14 protein-coding genes are annotated in these 16,074 nt (G+C 67.3%); 9 read left to right on the top strand and 5 right to left on the bottom strand.

All coding sequences use genetic code 11. The features are described 5' to 3' along the window. Positions 1-46: 46 nt before the first annotated feature. From A9179_RS20810 to A9179_RS20800, 3 genes are all read left to right on the top strand, one after another. Positions 47-1,231, top strand: coding sequence for a GGDEF domain-containing protein (locus A9179_RS20810; RefSeq protein ID WP_187808099.1), 1,185 nt, complete (start codon positions 47-49; stop codon positions 1,229-1,231). A gap of 49 nt (positions 1,232-1,280) precedes the next feature. Beyond that, on the top strand, positions 1,281-1,793 hold the full coding sequence (locus A9179_RS20805) for a dihydrofolate reductase (protein WP_187808098.1): 513 nt from the start codon (positions 1,281-1,283) through the stop codon (positions 1,791-1,793). Between the two features lie 86 nt (positions 1,794-1,879). After that, positions 1,880-2,524, top strand: coding sequence for a YitT family protein (locus A9179_RS20800; protein WP_187808097.1), 645 nt, complete (start codon positions 1,880-1,882; stop codon positions 2,522-2,524). Here A9179_RS20800 and A9179_RS20795 read toward each other — a convergent pair. After that, entirely contained in the window at positions 2,506-2,973 is a 468-nt protein-coding gene (locus A9179_RS20795) for a metallophosphoesterase family protein (RefSeq protein WP_187808096.1), read from the bottom strand. The genes A9179_RS20800 and A9179_RS20795 overlap by 19 nt on opposite strands. Positions 2,974-3,134: 161 nt before the next feature. Continuing rightward, positions 3,135-4,973, bottom strand: coding sequence for a dihydroxy-acid dehydratase (ilvD, locus tag A9179_RS20790; protein WP_187808095.1), 1,839 nt, complete (start codon positions 4,971-4,973; stop codon positions 3,135-3,137). A 315-nt stretch (positions 4,974-5,288) separates the two neighbouring features. Here ilvD and A9179_RS20785 point away from each other — a divergent pair, with 315 nt between their 5' ends. Then, positions 5,289-7,022 (top strand): DUF4153 domain-containing protein, encoded by a 1,734-nt coding sequence (locus tag A9179_RS20785; RefSeq protein ID WP_187808094.1) that lies wholly within the window; start codon positions 5,289-5,291, stop codon positions 7,020-7,022. 52 nt (positions 7,023-7,074) lie between these two features. Here the strand turns inward: A9179_RS20785 and A9179_RS20780 are convergent, their stop codons facing one another. Beyond that, positions 7,075-7,848, bottom strand: a complete 774-nt coding sequence (locus A9179_RS20780) for an outer membrane protein (RefSeq protein ID WP_187808093.1) — start codon at positions 7,846-7,848, stop codon at positions 7,075-7,077. 181 nt (positions 7,849-8,029) lie between these two features. After that, entirely contained in the window at positions 8,030-9,226 is a 1,197-nt protein-coding gene (locus A9179_RS20775; protein ID WP_187808092.1) for a class I SAM-dependent rRNA methyltransferase, read from the bottom strand. A gap of 216 nt (positions 9,227-9,442) precedes the next feature. Between A9179_RS20775 and A9179_RS20770 the strand changes: the two genes are divergently transcribed. The 5 genes from A9179_RS20770 (at position 9,443) to A9179_RS20750 (ending at position 14,333) form a co-directional block, all read left to right on the top strand. Further along, positions 9,443-10,309, top strand: coding sequence for an HDOD domain-containing protein (locus A9179_RS20770; RefSeq protein ID WP_187808091.1), 867 nt, complete (start codon positions 9,443-9,445; stop codon positions 10,307-10,309). A gap of 213 nt (positions 10,310-10,522) precedes the next feature. Next, on the top strand, positions 10,523-11,335 hold the full coding sequence (gene mutM / locus A9179_RS20765) for a bifunctional DNA-formamidopyrimidine glycosylase/DNA-(apurinic or apyrimidinic site) lyase (protein ID WP_187808090.1): 813 nt from the start codon (positions 10,523-10,525) through the stop codon (positions 11,333-11,335). A 58-nt stretch (positions 11,336-11,393) separates the two neighbouring features. Further along, complete coding sequence (locus A9179_RS20760) at positions 11,394-11,972, top strand: lysophospholipid acyltransferase family protein (protein ID WP_187808089.1); 579 nt, start codon at positions 11,394-11,396, stop codon at positions 11,970-11,972. An 83-nt stretch (positions 11,973-12,055) separates the two neighbouring features. Further along, positions 12,056-12,394 carry a multidrug transporter gene (locus tag A9179_RS20755; protein WP_187808088.1) on the top strand — a complete coding sequence of 113 codons (339 nt, stop codon included), beginning with the start codon at positions 12,056-12,058 and terminating at the stop codon, positions 12,392-12,394. Positions 12,395-12,494: 100 nt separating this feature from the next. After that, complete coding sequence (locus A9179_RS20750) at positions 12,495-14,333, top strand: Na/Pi cotransporter family protein (RefSeq protein WP_187808087.1); 1,839 nt, start codon at positions 12,495-12,497, stop codon at positions 14,331-14,333. Between the two features lie 7 nt (positions 14,334-14,340). On the opposite strand, the gene ggt is transcribed toward A9179_RS20750, so the two are convergent. After that, positions 14,341-16,023 (bottom strand): gamma-glutamyltransferase, encoded by a 1,683-nt coding sequence (gene ggt, locus A9179_RS20745; RefSeq protein WP_187808086.1) that lies wholly within the window; start codon positions 16,021-16,023, stop codon positions 14,341-14,343. Positions 16,024-16,074 lie beyond the last annotated feature (51 nt).

Here is a 16,074-nt window from a genome sequence, read left to right as displayed (position 1 = left end):
TGCTGGCGGACTAGTCTGCCCATGAAAGAACGAGAAGAGCGCTGCCATGAAGCTGCCCCATCTGGCCTGGGTCAACCAGGACTCCCCCTACCTGCGTCAGCACCACGACGGTTTCCGCCTGCTGCGTTTCGACGGTGAGCTGGAGGAGGCGTTCAACCGCTACCACGTCACCACTTTCCTGATCCGCATGCGCTGGGCGCTGCTGGTGGCGATGCTGCTGATGGCGCTGTTCGTCGCCCTGGACGCCGCCAGCCTGCCGCAACCGGTGCGCAGCCAGACCCTGCTGGTGCGGGTCGGCCTGATGGTGCCGGTGCTGTTGCTGGCCTGGCTGGCCACCTACCGGCGGGCACTGCGCCCGCACCTGCAGCTGATTGGCGGGGTCGCCGCGCTGGCCTGCGGCCTGGGGGTGGACGGCATCATCTGGATCGCCCGCATACATGCCTTCCCGTTGCCCTACGAGGGCATCATCCTGGTCACGGTGTTCTTCTACTTTCTTACCGGCCTGCGTTTCGTCACCGCTGCGCTGTGCGGCTGGCTGACCTTCTTCGCCTATCTGCTGGTAGAGCTGCTCAGCGGCCTGCCTGGGCATGAGCTGCTGTACAACGCGGTATTTCTCGGCAGCGCCAACCTGATCGGCTGCTTCGGCAGCTATTTCCTCGAATACGCCACCCGACAGAACTTCATCGCCCAGGGCCTGCTGCAGGAACTGGCGGAAAAGGACTCGCTCACCGGCCTGCTCAACCGCCGTGCCTTCAGCGAGCGCGCCGAGCGCAGCTGGCGCCAGGCGGTGCGCGAGGAGCAGGCGATCGCCCTGGCGATGATGGATGTCGACTTCTTCAAGCGCTACAACGACCTCTACGGCCATGCCGCCGGCGACGAGGCCCTGCGCGCCGTCGGCCAGGTGATCGGGGGGTATGCGCGGCGGCCGCTGGACAGCACCGCGCGCTACGGTGGCGAGGAGTTCGTCGGCCTCTGGTACGGCCTGGACGAGGCCGATATCCAGGCGATCCTGGATGACATCCGCGCCGCGATCGAGGCCCTCGGCCTGGTGCATGGGCAGTCCGAGGCAGCCAGCGTGGTGACCCTGAGCATCGGCCTGGCCTGGCTGGTGCCGCAGGCCCACCAGAGCCTGGAGGACGGCCTGCGGCTGGCCGACGTGGCGCTGTACCTGGCCAAGGAGCAGGGGCGCAACCGGGTGGTGAGCAAGCGCCCGGGGCAACGCCTGCCCTGATCGGGCGACAGGCTTCAATCGTGGCCGGCGAGCCGGTATCCTCGCCGGCATGAACAAGACCCTGCCCCTCTGCCTGATCGCTGCCCTCGCGGAAAACCGCGTGATCGGCCGCGACAACCAACTGCCCTGGCACCTGCCGGCGGATCTCAAGCACTTCAAGGCCAAGACCCTCGGCAAGCCGATCATCATGGGCCGCAAGACCTGGGATTCCCTCGGCCGGCCACTGCCGGGCCGCCTCAACCTGGTGGTCAGCCGCCAGGCCGGGCTTGAGCTTGCGGGCGCCGAAGTGTTCCCGTCGCTGGCTGCCGCCATCGTCCGTGCCGATGAGTGGGCCCGCGCCCAAGGCGTCGACGAGCTGATGCTGATCGGCGGTGCGCAGCTCTACGAACAGGGCCTGGCCCAGGCCGAGCGCCTGTACCTGACCCGCGTGGCGCTGCAGCCCGAGGGCGATGCCTGGTTCCCGGCCTTCGCCGAGGGCGACTGGCAGCGCAGCGACAGCGAAGCGCACGCCGCCGCCGAGAGCAGCCCGGCCTATTGCTTCGAGACCTGGCAGCGCCGCTAGGGCTTTTCTGCTCGCGCATTGACCGAGGTCGCCTGCCACCGCAGGCGGCGCTCTATGCTTTTGCCTTTACCCGCCAAGATCAGCCCATGACCGACCCTATCGAAACGCCTGCGGCGGACACCGTCGCCGCCATCTTCGTCCGCCACCCGCTGTGGGAGGATGCCCTGGCCCTGCTGTTCGGCACCGCCCTGGTGGCCCTCGGCATTGCCTTCTACGGCCATGCCGGGCTGCTCACCGGCGGTACCGTGGGCATCGCCTTTCTGGCCAAGTACCTGGCCGGCTGGCCGTTCGGCCTGGTGTTCTGCCTGGTCAACCTGCCGTTCTACCTGCTCGGCATCTGGCGCCTGGGCTGGGGCTTCACCCTGCGTACCGGCTGCGCGGTGCTGCTGGTGTCGCTGCTGGCCGAGCTGACCCCGCGCTGGGTCGCCTTCGCCCACCTCAATGCACTGTACGCCGCGCTGTTCGGTGGCGCGGCCATGGGCCTGGGGCTGCTGATGCTGTTCCGCCACCGGGCCAGCCTGGGTGGGGTGAATATCCTCGCGCTGTTTCTTCAGGAGCGCTTCGGCCTGCGCGCCGGCGCGGTGCAGATGGGCCTCGATGCGCTTATCGTGCTCGGTGCGGTGCTGGTGGTGACGCCGGACAAGGTGGCCCTGTCGGTGCTGGGCGCGGTGATGCTCAACCTGGTGCTGGCGCTCAATCACCGCTCCGACCGCTATGTCGGGGTCAGCTGAAGCTCGAGCAATTCGGCGCGCACTGCGCCAGCTTCGATATGCAGCAGGCCGACACCGATCGGCAGCTTGAAGCGCCGCGGCCCGGCGCTGCCGGGATTGATCCACAGGCGCCCGTCGCGTTCCTCGAGCAGCGGCTTGTGCGAGTGACCGGTGACCACCACGCGGATGGAGTCGGCCAGCTGTGCCGGCACCTGATCCGCCTGGTGTACCAGGTGGATGCCGATGCCGCCCAGCTCCAGCTCGACCCGCTCGGGCAGTCCGGCGGCCCAGTCCAGCCCTTCATCGTTGTTGCCGCGCACCACGCTTAGCGGAGCGAGCTGGCGCAGTGCGTCCAATATTTCGGGTTTGCCGATATCGCCGGCATGCAGGATATGCGCGCAGCCGCTCAGCGCCGCCAGCGCCTCGGGGCGCAGCAGGCCGTGGGTATCGCTGATCAGGCCGATCTTCATGCTGACTCCGCGTAGGGGGCAACCTACGTTGCTGTTCGCGGGTTGCACCCGCCCTACAAAGCATAAGCCCGGCGCTGGGCCGGGCTTATGTGAGTGCAGGCTGGTTAGTCCCTCACCCCGGCCCTCTCTCGGAGGGAGAGGGGGCGTGGGGCGGCGCAGCTTCAGCCGTCAAGCAGCGCCTTGTTGCGCACAGCGCCCTTGTCGGCGCTGGTGGCCAGCAGGGCGTAGGCCTTGAGTGCGGTGGTCACCTTGCGCGCGCGCGGTGCTACCGGTTTCCAGCCCTTCTTGTCCTGCTCGTGGCGGCGATGGGAGATTTCCTCGTCGCTGACCAGCAGGTTGATGGTGCGCTCGTGGATATTGATCAGGATCTTGTCGCCTTCGCGTACCAGGCCGATGGCGCCGCCGGCTGCCGCTTCCGGCGAGGCGTGGCCGATCGACAGACCCGAGGTGCCGCCGGAGAAGCGGCCGTCGGTGAGCAGGGCGCAGGCCTTGCCCAGGCCCTTGGACTTCAGGTACGAGGTCGGGTAGAGCATTTCCTGCATGCCCGGGCCGCCTTTCGGGCCTTCGTAGCGGATGATCACGATGTCGCCAGCCTTCACTTCGTCGGCGAGGATGCCCTTAACGGCGCTGTCCTGGCTCTCGAAGATCTTCGCCGTGCCTTCGAACACGTGGATCGACTCGTCCACGCCGGCGGTCTTCACCACGCAGCCGTCGAGGGCGATGTTGCCGTACAGCACGGCCAGGCCGCCTTCCTGCGAGTAGGCGTGGGCGACGGAGCGGATGCAGCCGTTCTCGCGGTCATCGTCCAGGCTGTCCCAGCGGGTGCTCTGGCTGAACGCGGTCTGGGTCGGGATGCCGGCAGGGCCTGCCTTGAAGAAGGTGTGCACCTTCTCGTCCTGGGTCTGGGTGATGTCCCACTGAGCGATGGCGTCGGCCATGCTCGGGCTGTGCACGGTCGGCACGTCGGTGTGCAGCAGGCCGCCACGGGCCAGTTCGCCGAGGATGGAGAAGACACCGCCGGCGCGGTGCACGTCTTCCATGTGGTACTTCTGGATGTTCGGCGCCACCTTGCACAGCTGCGGCACTTTGCGCGACAGGCGATCGATGTCGCGCAGGTCGAAATCGATTTCCGCCTCCTGGGCGGCGGCCAGCAGGTGCAGGATGGTGTTGGTCGAGCCGCCCATGGCGATGTCCAGGGCCATGGCGTTCTCGAACGCCTTGAAGCTGGCGACATTGCGCGGCAGCACCGACTCGTCGCCTTCGCCGTAGTAGCGCTGGCACAGCTCGACGGCCAGGCGGCCGGCGCGCAGGAACAGCTGCTCGCGGTCGCTGTGGGTGGCCAGGGTCGAACCGTTACCCGGCAGGGACAGGCCCAGGGCTTCGGTCAGGCAGTTCATCGAGTTGGCGGTGAACATGCCGGAGCAGCTGCCGCAGGTCGGGCAGGCGCTGCGCTCGTACTCGGCGACCTTCTCGTCGGAGCAGGAGTCGTCGGCGGCGACCACCATGGCGTCGACCAGGTCGAGGCCGTGGCTGGCCAGCTTGGTCTTGCCGGCTTCCATCGGCCCGCCGGAGACGAACACCACCGGAATGTTCAGGCGCAGGGCGGCCATCAGCATGCCGGGGGTGATCTTGTCGCAGTTGGAGATGCACACGATGGCGTCGGCGCAGTGGGCGTTGACCATGTACTCCACGGAGTCGGCGATGATCTCGCGGCTCGGCAGCGAATAGAGCATGCCGTCGTGGCCCATGGCGATGCCGTCGTCGACCGCGATGGTGTTGAATTCCTTGGCCACGCCGCCGTGTTTTTCGATCTCGCGGGCGACCAGCTGGCCGAGATCCTTCAGGTGCACGTGGCCGGGCACGAACTGGGTGAAGGAGTTGGCGATGGCGATGATCGGTTTCTTGAAGTCTTCGTCCTTCATCCCGGTGGCGCGCCACAGGGCGCGGGCGCCGGCCATGTTGCGGCCGTGGGTGGAGGTCTTCGAGCGGTAATCGGGCATTGCGGCGTTCCTGCAGGCTAATCAGGTGATGGTCTTAGGGTGAGCGCGGTGGGTGCCGGCGGCAAGCGATAAATGGTCGCTGCGTGGGCGATGGCGTGATGGCGCCGCGGGATCACCGCGCGCCCGGCCGGGGCTCACTGGCCCGCCTGAGGGTGTGGCAGGGGAGTGGCGATTCTAATCCCTGGCGCGGAAAACACGAAAGGCCGCAGGCCGAATGGTCGTCGCCAGCCGCTTTGCCGGGGCAGTGCGCAGTGCTGCGGCGGCAGCTGGATTAGACTGCGCCTCTGCACAATCCCGCCTGCAAGGATGACCGGCATGAGCGTTTCACCCTCCCGATCCCTGTTTTTCTATCTGGCCATCGGCCTGGCCCAGGGCCTGCTGCTCTGGTGGGGCCTGAGCTTGGGCGATGCGTCGCGCTGGCTGGCCAGCCTGGCCTGCGCGCTGATCACCCTGAGCCTGGTCGGCGGCCTGGGCCTGCAGCTGCTCGGCGGGCACAGTCGCGAGCGTGGCGCGCTGACCCTGCTGGCCGCTCTCGCCGGGCTGATGGCGCTGATCAGCGGCTGGCTGTTCTGGCAGGCCCGGCCGTTCGACGACTCGGGCAGCGACGACGCCCAGCTGCTGGTCAGCTGGAGTCTGTGCGCCCAGGTGCTGGGCTATATCGGCATCGCCTTTATCCTCAGCTGGCCGACCCGTGCCCAGGGGCGCCTGCGCTACGAGGATCTGTTCCGCCATGCCTGGAACAACGTCTTCATCCTGCTTCTGGCGTTGTTGCTGGTGGGCATCTTCTGCCTGTTGCTGGGGCTCTGGGGCGGGCTGTTCGTCATGCTCGGCATCGAGCTGTTCAGCGACCTGTTCTCCTCCCGCGGCTTCATGGCGATCAGCCCGTTGCTGGTATTCGCCGTGGGCGTGCGCATGGGCCACGCCAATGAGCGGGTGATCGGCCTGCTGCGCGGCGTGCTGCTGGCGCTGTGCCGTTTCCTCCTGCCGCTCAGTGCGTTGATCGCCGTGCTGTTCAGCCTGGCGTTGCCGCTCACCGGGTTGCAGGCGATCTGGAGCACCGGCCATTCGACGGCGATCCTGCTGTGCCTGGTCTTGCTCAACCTGCTGTTCATCAATGGCGTGTTCCAGGACGGTGGCGAGGCGCAGGCCTACCCGCGTCCGCTGCGCCGGCTGGTGGAGCTGGCGATCCTCTGCCTGGTGCCGCTGGCTGCCATCGCCGGTTATTCGCTGTATCTGCGCATCGGCCAGTACGGCCTGACCCCGCAGCGGGTCTATGCCGCCCTGCTGGTGCTGGTGAGCGGCGTGCATGCCCTGGCGCTGCTCTGGGCCCTGCGCCCCCGGCAGGCGGTGTGGCTGGGCAGCCTGCGCCGCAGCAATCCACCCATTGCCCTGTTGCTGTGTGCCCTGCTGGTGGTGCTGCACAGCCCCTGGCTGAATCCGCTGGAGCTCAGCGCGCGCAGCCAGGTGCAGCGCCTGCTGGCTGGGCAGGTCAGTACCGAGGCATTCGATCTCGATCATCTGCGCTATGAACTGGGGCGGCCGGGGCGCCAGCATTTCGATGCCCTGCAGGCGCGGCTGGAGGCTGGCGAGCTGTTCGATGGCAAACAGCGCAGCCAGTTGCTGGCGCGTATGCAGCAGGTGGTCGAGCAGGGGCGTGCGGGACAGCTGGCGGATGCGTCACCGGCCATGCCGGCGCAGACCCTGGCCTGGATCGGCCCGGCCGAGGATGAGACACAGCGGGTGGTGGACGAGCAGAGCCTGAAGGATGAATGCGACTTCGCCGGCTGCCTGCTGTGGGCCGTGGACATGGATGGCGACGGCCGCAACGAGGTGCTGCTGTTGCCGACCCAGCACTATGGCAGCGCGCTGTTGTTCTTCGCTCGCGCAGAACAGGGCAAGTGGCAAGTGGCAGGGCGTTTCGAGCAGGTCTACTCGACCGAGGAGCTGATCGAGGCGGCGCGCGCGGGCACGGTGCAGAAGGTGGCGCCGCGCTACCAGAGCCTGCGGGTCGGTCAGCAGTTGCTGGTGCCGCTGCCGCCCGAGGAGTGAGCGCGCTGGCGCCGGGGTGCTGCGGGCGGCCTGGGCCTCCCGCCGGCGCCGGTCAGAACTTGTAGCCCAGGCCCAGGGTCAGGGTCTGGCTGCGGCTGTCCACTTCGCTCTTGACCCCGAAGGCCTCGTAGTCTTCCTGGCTCATGGTGTCGAACGAGGTGCTTTCGTAGTCGCTGTACTGGTACTCGGCGCGGGCCAGCAGGTGCTCGCTCAGGCTGGCTTCCAGACCCAGGCCGGCCGTCCAGCCCCACACGGTTTCGTCGTGGCTTTCATGGCGGGCCGGGGAGTAGGGGCTGCAGACATAGCCGTCGCTCGGGCAGGTGGTGCTCGACTCCAGGCGGGTGGCAGCGATACCGGCGGCGCCATAGACCAGCAGGCTCGGGGTGATCAGGTAGCCGGCGCGGCCTCGCAGGCTGGCATCCCAGTCGGCCTGGATGCGGGTGGTGGTCGCGCTTGGGTAGCCCTGGCCTTCGCTGAAGTCGACGGCGTATTTCTGCGACTGGCTGTCGGCATAGCCGGCGCTGAGCTCCAGGCCCAGCAGTACGCGCTCGCTCAGCAGCCAGTTGTAGCCGCCATACAGGGCGAAGTAGCCGTTGTCGCTTTTCGACGAGTCGTCCACGCCCTGCAGTTCAATCGAGGGATAACCCGAGAACGGCAAGCTGATGTCGCGCTGTTCCCAGTCGATCTTCTGCTCGCGGTTACCGGCGGCAGCACCCAGGTAGAAACCTTCCCATTGGGTATTGTCGGCGGCCTGCACGGGCGCGCCGGCGAGGCCGAGGCTGGCCAGCGCCAGGCTGGCGCCAATGATCTTGTTGATGCTCCCCATGATGAATCTCCGCAATGGTCTGGCTGCTGTTTCTGTTCTTGTAGGGCGGCTGCTGTGGCCCGAATCCGGGCGTGCGCCGTCTCCCGCCTGCTTGGCGGGCGCGCAGTATAAGGACAATTGCGGGTGGTGTGGCGTATTGCCATTGCGCCGCCCGCGTTGCACGGGCGGTGCTGGGGCCGGCTCAGGTGTTGGGCAGCAGGCGTACCGTCAGGCTCTTGATGTAGCGGGTCTCGGCGATGGCCGGGTGCACCGGGTGATCCGGGCCCTGGGCGCCACGCTCGAGCAGCTGGATGTTGCGATCCAGGTGGCGGGCGCTGGTCAGCAGGATGTTCTGCAGGTGGTCTTCCTCCAGGTGCATGGAGCAGCTGGCGCTGACCAGGATGCCGTCCTTGTTGAGCATGCGCATGGCCGTTTCGTTGAGGCGGCGGTAGGCGGCCTCACCGTTCTTGATGTCCTTCTTGCGCTTGATGAAGGCGGGCGGGTCGGCCACGATCACGTCGAAGCGTTCTTCGGCGGACTTCAGCTCCCGCAGGGCGGCGAATACGTCGCCTTCCACGCAGGTGACCTTCTCGGCGAAGCCGTTGAGGGTGGCGTTGCGCTCCACGCCGTCGAGGGCGAAGCCGGAGGCATCGACGCAGAACACTTCACCGGCGCCGAAGGCCGCGGCCTGCACGCCCCAGCCACCGATGTAGCTGAACAGGTCGAGCACGCGCTTGCCCTTGACGTAGGGCGCCAGGCGCGCGCGGTTCATGCGGTGGTCGTAGAACCAGCCGGTCTTCTGGCCGTCCAGCACCGGGGCTTGGAACTTCACGCCGTTCTCTTCCAGATCGACCCAGTCCGGCACCTGGCCGAAGGCGGTGTCGACGTAGCGCTCCAGGCCTTCGGCATCGCGCGCGGCGGAGTCGTTCTTGAACAGGATGCCGCGCGGCTTGAGCACCTGCACCAGGGCCTCGACCACCGCGTCCTTGGCCTGCTCCATGGCTGCCGAGGCCAGCTGCACCACCAGGTGATCGCCGAAGCGGTCGACCACCAGGCCGGGAAGCAGGTCGGAATCGCCGTAGACCAGGCGGTAGAAGGGCTTGTCGAACAGGCGCTCGCGCAGCGACAGGCAGACGTTGAGGCGGTGCACCAGCAGCGACTTGTCCAGCACGTGCTTGACGTCACGCGACAGCAGGCGGGCGCAGATCAGGTTGTTCGGGCTCATCGCGACTATGCCCAGCGGCTTGCCGCCGGCGGCTTCGAGGATGGCCTGGTCGCCGGCCTGGAAGCCGTGCAGCGGGCTGGCGGCCACGTCGATCTCGTTGCTGTAGACCCACAGGTGGCCGGCGCGCAGGCGACGATCGGCGTTGGCTTTGAGGCGCAGGCTGGGCAGGGACATCAGGGGCTACTCCGCGAAAAAGAGCGGAATTATAGCCTTGGAAGGCCACCGGTAGTGGCGCCGGATTGTTGCGCGGGCGGTCGTCCGCGTCGAAGCGTTCGGGCTCGCGCGGGAAAGGGTGAGTGGCTGCAACACAGTGGTTACAAAAGTTGGCTGCGGAGTCGGGAATGCTTTGGCTAAACTGTGCCCAGTCTCTCAATTCCAGTAGCCGCTCCCATGGCCCACGACCTTTCCGCCGAACAGATCCAGCAGGTGCTGCAGGGCATCAGCGTACCGCCGCAGCCACAGATCATGGTCGATCTGCAGATGGAGCAGTTCCTGCCGAATCCGGATCTGAAGACCATCGCCAAGCTGATCAGCCAGGATCCGGGCCTGTCCGGCGCGCTGCTGAAGATCGTCAACTCGCCGTTCTTCGGCCTGTCCAACCGCATCGCCTCGATCCAGCAGGCGGTCAACCTGCTGGGCTGCAACTCGGTGATCAACCTGATCAACGCGCAGTCGATCAAGGGCGAGATGAGCGACGAGACCATCGTCATCCTCAACCGCTTCTGGGACACCGCCCAGGACGTGGCCATGACCTGCCTGACCCTGGCCAAGCGCATCGGCTACCAGGCACCGGACGAGGCCTACACCCTCGGCCTGTTCCACAACTGCGGCATCCCGCTGATGCTCAAGCGCTTCCCCGACTACATGACGGTGCTGGAGGAGGCGTACTACAACGCCAGCAGCGAGCGCCGCGTGGTGGACACCGAGAACCGCCTGCTCAACACCAACCATGCGGTGGTCGGCTATTTCACCGCCAAGTCGTGGAACCTGCCGCTGCACCTGTGCGAGGCGATTGCCAACCACCACAACGCGCTGTCGTTCTTCGAGGACGACACCGGCCGCGATGCCCAGCTGAAAACCCTGATGGCGATCCTCAAGATGGCCGAGCACATCTGTGGCAGCTATCGGGTGCTGGGCAATCAGGACGAAGACCACGAGTGGGACAGCATCCAGCAGCACGTGCTGGAGTACGTCGGCCTCACCGAGTACGACTTCCAGACGCTCAAGGAGAGCATCCACGACCTGGGTGCCGGCTGAGAGCCTGTTTACGATCTCCTGACTCGCGGCCATACGATGTTAAAAACAGGCTTGGGATGCTCATTTACAACTGTAAACTCCGCTCCCTCGCCTGTTTTTGCCTTGTCTGGCTCTAATTCAGAAGATCGTAAACAGGCTCTGAGCGGATCTCCCGGCCCTGTAGCTTTCCTGCTAGGGTGGCACTCCGCTCAGTTGTACCCCGCGAGTGCGTGAATGCCCGAATTACCTGAAGTCGAAACCACCTGCCGGGGGATCGCCCCCTACCTCGTCGGTCAGCGTGTCAGCCGCGTGCTGGTGCGCGAACGCCGGCTGCGCTGGCCGATTCCCGAAGACCTCGATGTGCGCCTGTCCGGGCAGCGCATCGAGGCCGTCGAACGACGCGCCAAGTACCTGCTGATCAAGGCCGAGAGCGGCACCCTGATCGGCCACCTGGGCATGTCCGGCAACCTGCGCCTGGTGCCGGTGGGCACCCCGGCGGCCAAGCACGAGCATGTCGACATCGAGCTGGAGTCGGGCATGGCGCTGCGCTACACCGATCCGCGGCGCTTCGGCGCGCTGCTGTGGAGCAGCGACCCGCTCAACCACGAGCTGCTCAGCAAGCTCGGCCCGGAGCCGCTGACCGAGGCCTTCGACGGCGAGCGCCTGTACCAGCAGTCGCGGAGCCGCTCGATGGCGGTCAAGCCGTTCATCATGGACAACGCGGTGGTGGTCGGGGTGGGCAACATCTACGCGACCGAGGCGCTGTTCGCCGCCGGCATCGATCCGCGCCGCGAAGCCGGCTCCATCTCGCGGGCGCGCTATGTGGCGCTGGCGCTGGAGATCAAGCGCATCCTCGCCCATGCCATCGAGCGTGGCGGCACCACCCTGCGCGACTTCGTCGGCGGCGATGGCCAGCCGGGCTACTTCCAGCAGGAGCTGTTCGCCTACGGGCGCGGTGGCGAGTTCTGCAAGAGCTGCGGCAGCACCCTGCGCGAAGTGAAGCTGGGCCAGCGCGCCAGCGTGTACTGCCCGAAATGCCAGCGCTGAGGCCGCTGCGCGCCTGATCGCAAGTCCCCCAGAATAAGAACAAGCACTAGGAACCACGATGTACGGCAATTACCTGCCGCCCAACCCGTTCGCCGAATGGGTCGGGCGTACCGCTCTGAAACTCATGGGCTGGCGCATCGAGGGCCAGCTCCCGGCCCTCGACAAGTTCGTCGCCATCGGCGCCCACCACACCTCCAACTGGGACTTCGTGCTGTTCATCGCGCTGAAGTTCGTGCTGCGCCTGAATGCCCGCTGGTTCGGCAAGCACAGCATCTTCATCTGGCCGTTCGGCGCGCTGCTGCGCAGTTGGGGCGGCATCCCGATCCAGCGCCACTTGCGCCTGAACATGGTGGAACAGGCGATCCAGGGCTTTCGGGGCAACCGCGAGTTCATCCTGGTGCTGTCGCCGGAAGGCACGCGCAAGAAGGTGGAGCGCTGGAAGATGGGCTTCTACCATATCGCCCTGGGCGCCGGCGTGCCGATCGTGCCGGCGGCCCTGGACTACGGGAACCGCCGCGTGGTGATCGGCCAGCCGTTGCAGCCGAGCGGCGATGCCGAAGCGGATCTGCGCACGCTGCTGGCATTCTTCCGGCCTTACGTACCGAAAAAGCCACAATTCGCATACCACGGCGATTGACGGCGTTCACGCTGACATTTACGCGAGCGCTGTTATAGTTAGCCGTATCGTTCTGCCATAACTACACAATGAAGGATCGCGCCATGAATCTGTTTCGTACCACCGCCGCTGTCTTGGCTCTGACCACTGGCCTGCTGGCACTGCCTGCGCAGGCGGAAGTGGTGCAGCAGAACACCAGCGGCGACCCCGTCTACACCGTCGAGGCTCCTGCCGGCTATGCCATGGCTGGTGACCTGATCATCGCCCGCCCGCTGCTGATCGCCGGCACCATTATCGGCGCCGGCCTGTTCCTGATCAGCCTGCCGTTCAGCGCCGCTGGCGGCAACGTCAAGGAAGCCGGTCAGGCGCTGGTGATCGAGCCGGGCATGTCCGCCTTCGTGCGCTGCCTGGGTTGCACCGAGAGCGGCTACAAGAAGGACTGATTTTCAGCCCTGCAGGAACAAGCCCCCGGCATGCGAGTGCCGGGGGCTTTTTCGTTTCCGCGACTAGTATTGGCGGCAGGGTGGAGCGGGAGGTGTGCGGGTGAAACTCTACGGACGTGCGATCCTGCTGGTACTGCTGGTCGCCGCGCTGGCCTGGTCGTTCTGGGCCAGCGCCGGCTGGCTGCAGCTGTGTGCCGGCCTGGCGCTGTTCCTGTTCGGCATGCAGTGCCTGGAAGAAGGCCTGCGCCAGCTGGCGGGGAGCAAACTGGAACAGCTGCTCGGGCGCAGCACGGCGACCCCGGGCAAGGCCATGCTGTTCGGCATTGGCGGCACCATGCTGCTGCAGTCGAGCACCCTGGTGTCGTTGTTGACCATCGCCTTCATCAGCACCGGGCTGATCCAGCTGGCCGGCGGCATCGCCATCCTGTTCGGCGCCAACCTTGGCGCCACCAGTGGCATCTGGCTGCTGGCCATGGCCGGGCAGAACCTCAGTCTCAGTCCGCTGGCCCTGCCGCTGCTGGTACTCGGCGTGCTGGCCGGCTTCAACGGGGCGAAGAGCAAGGCGGCCGGGCGCATCGTGCTGGGCATCGCCTTCATCTTCCTCGGCATCGACCAGATCAAGGAAGGCTTCGCCAGCTTCGGTGGCGAGCTGGACATGGGCGCTTACCAGGTCGAAGGCCTCAGCGGGCAGCTGCTGTTCAGCGCCATCGGCCTGGTGGGCACCGTGGTGCTGCAGTCCAGTCATGCCACCCTGATGCTGACCCTTGCCGCCCTGGCTGGCGGCCAGCTGGAGCTGGGCCAGAGCCTGGCCATAGCCATCGGTTCCAACGTCGGCAGCAGCGTCAGTACGGCGGTGGTCGGCTCGCTTGGCGGCAACCGCAGTGGCCAGCGCCTGGCCCTGGCCCACGTGCTGTTCAATGTGGTTACTGCGCTGCTGGCCTTCGTCCTGCTGGCGCCCTTCACCGGGCTGGTGCTGTGGCTGGCCGGGCTGGCGGGTTTTGGCGACAACAGCCTGATCCAGCTGGCACTGTTCCACAGCCTGTTCAATGCCTTCGGCGTGCTGCTGTTCTGGCCCTGGCAGGGGCGTCTGGCGCAGTTGCTGGTGCGCTGGCTGCCGGAGTCGGTGGAGCCGCAGGTGCTGATCACCGAACTGGCCACACCGGGCCCGCAGGAGCCACCGCTCACCCGCGCGCGCTACCTCAGCGAACAGGCACTGGACTCGGTGGATGCGGCTGCCAGTGCGGTGATGCAGGAGCTGCGACACCTCGGCCGCCTGAGCTTGGAGGTGATCTGCCACGCCCTGTACCTGCCGGTAGCGCAGCTGGCTCAGGCCCGTGTCGACGAAGCCCTGCTGCGCGCCGCGCCGGATGCCCGCGCCCTCGACGCCGAGGCGCTGTACCAGCGCCATATCAAGGGCGTGTACGGCGACCTGCTGAGCTTCATGGGCCGCCTGGAGTTGCCGCTGGACGAGGCGCACCGGCAGTTCTGGCTGGCCGCCCAGTTGGCCGCCCTGCAACTAGTGGATGCGGTCAAGGACGCCAAGCACCTGCAGAAGAACCTCGGCCAGCAGCTGCGCCAGCCGCCTTCCACCGTGCGCGGTGCCTATGTCGAGCTGCGCGGACACCTGCTGGCGTTGCTGCACGACCTGCATGAGCTGGCGCGTACCGAGCTGAGTGACGAGGCCTGGAGCGCACGCCTGCATCTGCTCGACGACGAGGCGGCGGAGTTCGACCGAACCTATCGCGAGCGCCTGTTCGCCATGGTGCGCCAGGGCCAGCTGGACGGCCTGCAGACCAGCTCGCTGATGAACGATCTGGGCTACGTCGGGCGCATTTTCCAGAGCCTGCGCAATGTCCTGTTGCTGGCCGAGGAGCAGGGGCCGTTGTATGGCCTGCGCCAGGTGGCGATGGAGAATACGCCGCTGATCGTCGTCGAGTGACCGCCGCTTACGGCAGCGGCCCCAGCAGCTCGGCGCGGCCCACGCCACGCGGGTCGCTGGCGGCTTCCACCGTGCCGTCCTGCTTGCGCCACCGCAGCACCTGCTGGTTGCCGTAGCGGCGGTCGACTGGCTGCAGCCGGTAGCCGCGCATTTCCAGGGCGCCGATCTGGCTCGCGGTGAAGGCGCCCGGTTCGTACTCCACCACATCCGGCAGGTACTGTTGGTGGTAGCGCGCAGTGGCCGGCCACTGCGCCACCGGCTTGCCGTCCAGGTAGTCGAGGATCGCCAGCAGCACCATGCTGGGAATGCGGCTGCCACCGGGCGTGCCGAAGGAGGCCAGCTCCGCCGGGCTTTCGATAAAGGTCGGGCTCATCGAGGACAGCGGGCGCTTGCCCGGCGCGATGGCGTTGGCCTGGCTGCCGGCCAGGCCGTAGACGTTGCTGCCCTGCGGGTCGGCAGCGAAGTCGTCCATCTCGTTGTTGAGCACCACGCCGGTGCCGGGCACGGTGAAGGCGGCGCCGAACGGCAGGTTGATCGACAGGGTGGCGGCCACCGCATTGCCGTCGCGGTCGAGCACGGTGAAGTGGGTGGTGTGGTCGCCCTCGCGCCAGGCCGGTGCCGGCGGCAGGCTGGCGCTGGGGGTGGCGTTCTGCAGCTCGATGCCCTTGGCCAGGCCCTGCAGGTAGGTCGGGGCGAGCAGCTGCGGCAGCGGATTGCGCAGGCTGTCCGGGTCGCCGAGCAGGCCGCGGTCGCGGTAGGCGCGGCGCAGCACCTCGATCACATAGTGGCTGCGCTGCAGCTCGCCGGCCTGCTGCCAGGGCAGTTGCTGCAGCATGCCCAGGCTCTGCGCCAGGGCCACGCCACCGGCCGAGGGTGGCGGTGCACTGATCAGCTCACGGCCGTCGGCCAGGGCAAAACGCAGCGGCTGGCGCTCTACCACTTGGTATTCGCGCAGGTCGCGGGCGCTCCAGATGCCGCCGGCACGGCGCACGCCATCCAGCAGCAGCTGCGCCGTCTCGCCAGCATAGAAACCGGCATGGCCGTCGCGCCCCAGGCGCTCCAGAGTGCGCGCCAGCTGTGGCTGGCGCAGCAGGCCGAATTCGCCAGGCACGTTGCCCTGTTCGAGGAAGATGGCGGCGCTGGCCGGATCGGCGCGCAGGGCCTCCAGGCGCCATTGCGCGCGTTCGCGGTAGACCTTGTCGATGCCGACGCCGTCGCGGGCCAGGCGGATGGCGGGGGTCAGCGAGTCGATCAGCGGCAGCTTGCCGTAACGTTCGGCCAGCACCACCAGGGCCGCCGGCAGGCCGGGAATGGCGGCGGCCAGCGGGCCGTTCAGCGACAGCTCAGGCTGCACCTGGCCGTCGCGCCGGTAGAGGTCGGCGCTGGCCGCTAGCGGCGCGCGCTCGCGGGCGTCGAGAAAGCGGTAGGTGGGTTGTTCGCCGGCCTGGCGCAGGAGAAAGAAACCGCCACCGCCGAGGCCCGAGCCATAGGGCTCGGCCACGGCCAGGGCGGCGCTGATGGCGACGGCGGCATCGAAGGCGTTACCGCCCAGGGCCAGGGTTTCCAGGCCGGCCACGGTGGCGGCCGGGTGGGCGGTGGCGACGGCTGCCTGGTCGGGCTTGAGCGCGGCAGCTTGGAGCTGCAGGGCGCAGGCCAGCAGCAGGCAGGCGGCAAGGGCTTTTCTGAGCATGCGGGTGATCGTCAGGCTGCGCGATGGAGCAACAGCCTAGCGGAGTTCGCT

The organism is Pseudomonas alcaligenes (assembly GCF_014490745.1).
Lineage (GTDB): Bacteria > Pseudomonadota > Gammaproteobacteria > Pseudomonadales > Pseudomonadaceae > Aquipseudomonas > Aquipseudomonas alcaligenes_C.
This window is presented reverse-complemented; position numbering and strand designations above follow the sequence as displayed.